The organism is Clostridium sp., assembly GCF_051654825.1.
Taxonomy (GTDB): Bacteria; Bacillota; Clostridia; order Clostridiales; family Clostridiaceae; genus Clostridium.
The window spans coordinates 1-7,322 of record NZ_JBOFYU010000185.1; the positions used below are offsets into that span (position 1 = coordinate 1).

General features: G+C 27.6%; 7 protein-coding genes. 2 read left to right on the forward strand and 5 right to left on the reverse strand.

Going from position 1 to position 7,322, the window contains the following annotated elements; all coding sequences use genetic code 11:
- On the reverse strand, positions 1-361 hold a 361-nt coding region (locus ACRDBA_RS10815; protein ID WP_438572925.1), incomplete at its 3' end, for a molybdopterin-dependent oxidoreductase.
- Positions 362-500: 139 nt separating this feature from the next.
- Entirely contained in the window at positions 501-1,463 is a 963-nt protein-coding gene (locus ACRDBA_RS10820) for a calcium/sodium antiporter (RefSeq protein WP_438572926.1), read from the reverse strand.
- A 188-nt stretch (positions 1,464-1,651) separates the two neighbouring features.
- On the opposite strand from ACRDBA_RS10820, the gene ACRDBA_RS10825 reads away from it, so the two are divergent.
- A complete protein-coding gene (locus ACRDBA_RS10825; RefSeq protein WP_438572927.1) occupies positions 1,652-2,137 on the forward strand; it encodes a GNAT family N-acetyltransferase in 486 nt (161 codons plus the stop codon).
- 37 nt (positions 2,138-2,174) lie between these two features.
- On the opposite strand, the gene ACRDBA_RS10830 is transcribed toward ACRDBA_RS10825, so the two are convergent.
- The gene (locus ACRDBA_RS10830; protein ID WP_438572928.1) at positions 2,175-3,347 is read right to left on the reverse strand and encodes an FprA family A-type flavoprotein; all 1,173 of its coding nucleotides are present in this window, start codon (positions 3,345-3,347) and stop codon (positions 2,175-2,177) included.
- A gap of 180 nt (positions 3,348-3,527) precedes the next feature.
- Entirely contained in the window at positions 3,528-5,804 is a 2,277-nt protein-coding gene (gene helD / locus ACRDBA_RS10835) for an RNA polymerase recycling motor HelD (RefSeq protein ID WP_438572929.1), read from the reverse strand.
- 183 nt (positions 5,805-5,987) lie between these two features.
- Here helD and ACRDBA_RS10840 point away from each other — a divergent pair, with 183 nt between their 5' ends.
- A complete protein-coding gene (locus tag ACRDBA_RS10840; protein ID WP_438572930.1) occupies positions 5,988-6,614 on the forward strand; it encodes a TrkA C-terminal domain-containing protein in 627 nt (208 codons plus the stop codon).
- Between the two features lie 208 nt (positions 6,615-6,822).
- On the opposite strand, the gene ACRDBA_RS10845 is transcribed toward ACRDBA_RS10840, so the two are convergent.
- Positions 6,823-7,322 (reverse strand): DUF711 family protein (locus tag ACRDBA_RS10845; protein ID WP_438572931.1); only part of this gene is annotated, 500 nt, incomplete at its 5' end.

Here is a 7,322-nt window from a genome sequence, read left to right on the forward strand (position 1 = left end):
TTCTTCCAACTAATCCAAGTAATGCACATTCTTCAGTTAGAATTTGCCCAGTACTTAAAAATGCAACACTTTCCTTACCATACTTTTCTTGAATTCCTGTCATTTTATCTACAAATATTTTATATGCCTCATCCCATGAAATTTCTTCAAATTCACCTTTATCATTTTTTAATAAAGGTAAATTACTCCCTGGAAATTTAGTGTTTTGTTTATCTAAATTTAATCCTTTTATGCAACAAAAACCTCTATTTACAGGATATCCTTTAGTAGGTATTATTTTTTTAACTTCATTATCCTCTGTATGAAAATCTAAATTACATGCAAGGGAACAATAATTGCATGTTGATTGTACTACCTTCATCAATCACATCTCCATTCTAATAAATATAATTCTTCTTTACTATTCCCATAAATAAATCAAAATAATTATAACTCTATCAATAATTATCAAAATGAAAAGCTAAAAAGGCATTTACCCTCTTTGGATAAATGCCTTTTCACTAATTTCTCATAACTATGTAAACAACATATGCAACATAAATTAAAACTAAAATTATTCCTTCTTTTTTTGAAAGCTTTGTTTCTTCTTTTTTTCCATTAAACATAAATATTCCAAGAATTATTGTAACAATAATTAAGAATATAACATCAAACCCTAATGTAGTAGCTACAGGAATTGGACTAATAGTTGCAGATGCACCTAAAATAAGTAATATATTAAATATATTTGAACCTAATACATTTCCTAAGGCTATATCATTTTCCCCCTTTAATGCTGCTACCATTGAAGTAACTAATTCAGGTAATGATGTCCCAACTGCTACTATAGTAAGTCCAACTAGCTTTTCACTCATTCCAAATGAATAAGCAATTGCAGTAGCTGAATCTACAACAAGCTTTCCACCTATAATAACACCTATTGCCCCTATTACTATTTTAATTAAACAGCTTGTCATTTTTACATCTGAAGTATCTTCTTTATCTTCATCTTCTATATTAGTTGACTTTGCTACCTTAACTAAATAAATAGTATAAATAATACATGCAATTAAAAATATTATTCCAGAAATTCTTGATATGTAAGGTTCTTTACCAAATAACATTCCACCAAATGTAAATGCTAATAATGCTATTGCCACTACAGTATTAACTAAGTAATCCTTTAGTATAGTAGCTTTTTTTATAATTATTGGCATAATTATAGCAGTTACACCTAAAACCATTAATGTATTAAATATATTTGATCCTAATACATTACCTATTGTTATTTCATTATTACCTTGTAATGATGAAATTAAACTTATTGCTAGCTCTGGAGCGCTTGTCCCAAGTGAAACTATTGTTAACCCAACTATAACAGCAGGAATTCCAAACTTCTTTGCAATTTTTGATGCTCCATCAACAAATATATCTGCTCCTTTAATTAAAAGAACAAATCCAATTATTAAAATAATGTAATTCATTTGTTTATCTCCTCTTTTTTTAATTCTACCTTTTATTATAAGTCTATTTATTATAAATTTACTAGTAAACTTTTTATTTCATTTGTAAATTTTATTTTAATTTATATTAATTATTCTATTTCTTGTTTAAACGAATTTTATAGTTTATTATATTCTTAAATATATTTAAAAGGATTGGAGAGAATTTTATGATAATAAGGAGAGAAAATAAGGATGATTATATTTTAATAGATGAACTTTTAAAATCAATATTTAAGGATTCTATTAAAATAGATGAAATTAACCACTTAAGAACTACTACTAGCTATATTAACGAATTATCATTAATAGCTGAAGATATTGAAGAAATAACAGGATATATTAGTTTTACAAAAACTTTTATAAAAGAAAATGATACCTTATATCCAGGTGTAAATATTTCACTTCTTTCTGTAAAAGAAAGGTTTCAAAATCAAGGTGTTGGAAAGGCCCTTATAAGGCAAGGACTTTTACTAGCACATGCATTAGGATATAGCTTTGTTACCACCATATATAATGAAGAGTATTTTAAAAACTTTGGTTTTGAAAATTTAAATGTACATAATATTAAAGCTTCTAAGAAGTATAATAACGAAATTTTAATACTAGATCTTAAAAATAATTTCTTAAATAATATTTCAGGAATAATTGAATAAATTCAAAAAGCTGGTAGATTCATCTACCAGCTTTTTATTACATTAATTCTATAAACTTATTAACAGCTTCTTCAGCCTTTTTATAGTCTTCTTTTGAAGGAACAAAGCAGAATGGTAATCCACCATCTATTGTTTTAAGCTTTAAATCCTTAAGTCTATCTGTAAGCATTCTTACACCTTCACCGCTCCAACCAAATGATCCAAATGCTAAAGCTGCTTTACCTCTATTTACAACAGGACTAACTACTGAAAGTAAATCCCATGATGGTTTTACAGCATCTTGATTTATTGTAGGAGAACCAACCATAAATCCTTTAGCTCTTTCTATTTTAGCTGCACATTCTTCTAATGGTAATGTAGTAATTTCTGTTACATCAGCTTTAAAACCTTTTTCTTCTAACTTATCTTTCATAAAGTTAGCCATAGCTTCTGTATTTCCATAAGCTGAAATATAGAATATTTCTACCTTTTTATTATCAACAGGAACTTCTTTTGCCCATTCTCTATAAAGATTTAAGATACCTTCAATATTATCAGTGTGAACAGGTCCATGACTTGGAGCAATAAAATCAATTTTTAAATCTTTTATCTTATCTAATCCACGATTAACATACTTTTTAAATGGTCCCATTATGCAATCAAAATAGTATTTCATTTCTACAAAATACTCTTCTCCAAAGCTATCAGTCATATTTCCAACTGGGCTATAATGGCATCCTGTAAAGTCACATGTAAATAAAAAGTTTTTATCTTTAACATATGTGAAAATTGTATCTGGCCAATGTAAATTAGGTGCTGAAATAAATTGAAGTGTTTGTTTACCTAATGATATATCTTCAATTGCTTCTACTCCATTAAAATCTCTATTTAAAATATTTTTTAAATAATTTAATGTCGCCTTTGAACCTACTACCTTAACTTCTGGATAATCTTCTATTAATTTAATTAATGATCCACTATGGTCTAATTCCGTATGGTGAACTATTACGTAATCCACCTTTTTATCACCTATAACTTCTACTAAATTCTTCTTAAACTCATCATAAAAGCCAGTTTTTACCGTATCTATAACTGCAACCTTTTCATCATTTATTACATATGAGTTGTAAGTTGTTCCCTTTTTAGTTTCCATAATTATATCAAAAATTCTTAGTTCTGGGTCCTTAACCCCTACCCAGTATATATTTTCTTTTAAATTTTCTGATGCCATTAATACTACCTCCCAAATATATTTTTTTATATATAAATTTAAATAAATTCTAGTAATTCCAATGAATATTTTAACATACTGATATATTCGTAACAAAGTTTAAATTTCTTTATTATTTGAATGTATCCTTTATATACTCATTATTGCTCCGAAATAATAATTATTATTAATTAATTGTTTTTATTTTATCATACTTGTTAATAAATCTATAGATAAAACATATTCTAAATGCAATGCTCTAGTTAAAGAAACATATAATAGTCTTTGATTAAGTATTTCATCTTTATAACTCTCTTGAGATGGATTATATATAATAGTTGCATCAAACTCTAATCCCTTAGTTAAGTAAGAAGGTATTATAATCACATCATCAGAAGATTCCTTTTCTGAACCCTTAATAAGTTTAGCTTTATTTTCTCCTAATTTTTTGATTAATTTTTCTAAATCCTTACCTTCTTCTATACTTTTTGTAATTATAGCAATACTGCTTTTTCCTATGGATTTTATTTCTTTTATAATGTTATCTATTTCTTTTATGCTTTCCTTTTTATCCTTGCAATTTATTATTTTAGGCTTTTCACCATGTCTTAAAACAGGCTTAGCAGGCTTTAATCCTAAATTTTGTGCTTCTAAAGCATTATTAGCAAAATCTATAATTTCTACTGTAGATCTATAGCTTTGCGTTAATTGTATATAAGTTGCTTTTCCGCTAAATACACCTTCAGTTATATCCTCCCAAGTCTTTACTCCTTTATAATAATAAATTCCTTGAGCTAAATCCCCTACTAGTGTTAATGAATTTCCCTTTGAAAATCTATTAGTTAAATAAATTTGAAGAGGACTGTAATCTTGAGCTTCATCTACAACTACATGCATAAACTTTTCTTTTTCTTCTATTCCTTCTAAAAGTAAGTTTATATATAAAAGAGCAGCTAAATCATCTTCATCTACTATACCATTTTCATGATTTTCTATAGCTTCATTTCTCATAAATAAAGCTACTTTCTCATCTATTTCTCCAAGTGTAGCTATTTCAAATAGCTCTGTATCTTTAAAAAGATTTAAATAAATATCTTTAGATGTTATTCCTCTCCAACTTTTAAAATATTCATTCATTTCCTTTTTGGTGTTAGCTTTAAGATACTTTTTAATTTCATCTCTTTGCTCATATAGTTCTATTAGCTTTTTTCTTCTTTCCTCGCCATCTGGCATTTCAAGCCTTATATTTTTTATGCTCCCTGACCATTCCATATCTATTTGCATACATAGGATTTCAATCTTTTCCTTTAATTTTAATCCTAAATACCTTTTTATTTCATCTTTTCTTTTATTTATAGGAAAAGTTTTTAAATCCTTTAAGTATAATCTCATTATTTCTCTTCTATTAAATATTACATAGCCTTTAACGACTATGTCCTGTATATCTATAGAATTACTTTCTAATAAACTAATATATCTATCTATAACAGATTTAAACTCTAAAGTTCCCTTTATCCTTGATGATTCAGTTATTAAAGTCTTTCTGTCCTCATCATTTAATTCTATTATTTCCTTTATTTTTTCATCCTTAGTTTTTACTTTTCCCTTTAATTTAAGCCTTTTCCATACAAAATCTACAAAGGTAGTTTGCTTTACTTCTTCAACTCCTAAATTAGGTAGTATTTCAGATATATAATCTAAAAACAGCTTATTTGGAGCTAAAACTAAAATATCCTTTCCTGAAATAGTATCTGCATATCTATATAAAAGATAAGCAAGTCTATGAAGGGCTATTGTAGTTTTTCCTGAACCTGCTGACCCTTGAACTATTAATGGTAGGTTTTTAGGCCATCTAATTATATCATTTTGCTCCTTTTGAATAGTAGCTACTACTTCCTTTAACTTTTTACCTCTGCTTTCTTCAAGGTTTATTTTAAGGAATTCATCAACTAAATCTGTTCCTTCAGCATCATTTATAATTATTTCATTTATTCCCTCATCAAATAGCTCTGATATTTCATCATCCTTATATAAAAATTTTCTTTTTAATGATAGGTTTCCTTCAATAATTCCTGAAGGAGCCTTATAGTATGCATATCCACCTGTTCCACTATAATAAAGATCTGAAACTGGTGCTCGCCAATCAACTACTACCTCTTCAGCATCTTTTGTAGAAGTTATTCCCTGCTTACCAATATAAATGCTTTCTTCTGCTCCCCTTGTTTCTCTAAAATCAACACGACCAAAATAAGGAACCTTTAATGCTTCCTCATAGCTTTCTATATCCTTTTTTAAAACGGAATATATTTTTTCTGTTGTTTCCTTTTCTTCACTATAGCTTCCCTTAGCTTCTTTAGTTAACACCTTAAGCTTAGTTCCTATATTATTTTGATTTTTTCTCTTTTCTTCAAGTTCTTCATTTATACTATTTCTTTTATCTCTGAGTATTTTTTTTTCTAAATCTAAATTGTCAATCATATTAAATTCCCCTTAGAATAACTAATGCTTTAATTATAGGTCAAGTAATTTGTAAATTCAACTTTTCCTTTTCATCTATAAAGTTAATAATCTTTTCATAATAAAACTTATATATTTTATACATAAATATTTTACATTTCATAATTATAATGATAAACTTTTTATGTAAAGGAGTGTTTATATATGGCAAAACAAACTAAAACCCCAAACTACATCAAAATCGCTATAGATATTGCTCATAGAATAGTAAATAACGATTTTGTAGAAGGAAGTAAGATTACAGGAAGAACTACATTAGTAAGCTTGTACAATGTATCTCCTGAAACTATAAGAAGATCCCTTGCACTACTTAAGGATATGGATGTTGTTATAGTTAATGAAAAAAGTGGAATTATAATTAATAAAAAATCAAATGCAAAGGAATTTTTAAATAAATTTAAAACTCAATCTGATTTTACAACTCTTAATAAAGAAACCTTTAATCTTATACATAAAAGAAAGGAAATAGATTCTAAGCTTGAAAAAAACTTAAATGCTATTATAGAATTTGCAACTCAACTTAGAAATGTAGGGTCAATTATCCCCTTTGAAAGTGTTGTAGAAGAAGGAAGTATAGCTGTTGATAAGAGCATAGGTGAACTTAACTTTTGGCATAATACGAAAGCTACTATTATAGCTGTTAAAAGAAATGGTGATCACTTCTTATCTCCAGGACCTTATTTTAAAATTAGAACTAACGACATTATTGTTTACGTTGGAGAAGATTCAGTTCTTGAAAATGTAAAAAACTATATATCATCAACAAAATAAGATATGGCACAGTATCTATCTGAACTACTTGTTCAACTATGATACTGTGCCATATCCTATATTGTTTTTAATATAATTCTCATTTTCTATTGGATTATTAAATATACTTATTTCACCTTCATATGCTTTTATTTTTTTAACCAAAAGTAAAAAATCCAATCATATTTTTATAATGATTGGATTTAAGTTATTTAATGCTTTTAAATGTTTAGTTTTTAAATGAATGTATAGGAGCTGGTATTCTTCCACCTCTTTGAATAAATAGTGAAGAAGAATACTTATTTACTTGCATTACAGGTGCTGTTCCTAGTAATCCCCCAAACTCTACTACATCTCCAACTTTGCATCCTGGTGCAGGAATAATTCTTACAGCTGTAGTTTTGTTGTTTATCATTCCTATAGCTGATTCATCTGCTATCATTGCTGCCAGAGTTTCTGCTGGTGTATCTCCTGGAACTGCTATCATATCTAATCCTACTGAACAAATAGCTGTCATTGCTTCTAGTTTTTCTAGATTTAATGAACCATTAAGTACTGCATCTATCATTCCTGCATCTTCTGAAACTGGAATAAATGCACCACTTAATCCACCAACGTGACTACAAGCCATTACTCCACCTTTTTTTACTGCATCATTTAAAAGAGCTAAGGCTGCAGTAGTTCCATGAGTACCAACTACTTCAAGTCCCATTTCTTCTAAAATATGTG

Excerpts from the sequence above, each read along its gene's own strand:
- helD (WP_438572929.1), bottom strand. The coding sequence starts at position 5,804 with ATGATTGACAATTTAGATTTAGAAAAAAAAATACTCAGAGATAAAAGA.
- ACRDBA_RS10840 (WP_438572930.1), top strand. The coding sequence starts at position 5,988 with ATGGCAAAACAAACTAAAACCCCAAACTACATCAAAATCGCTATAGAT.
- ACRDBA_RS10825 (WP_438572927.1), top strand. The coding sequence starts at position 1,652 with ATGATAATAAGGAGAGAAAATAAGGATGATTATATTTTAATAGATGAA.
- ACRDBA_RS10830 (WP_438572928.1), bottom strand. The coding sequence starts at position 3,347 with ATGGCATCAGAAAATTTAAAAGAAAATATATACTGGGTAGGGGTTAAG.
- ACRDBA_RS10820 (WP_438572926.1), bottom strand. The coding sequence starts at position 1,463 with ATGAATTACATTATTTTAATAATTGGATTTGTTCTTTTAATTAAAGGA.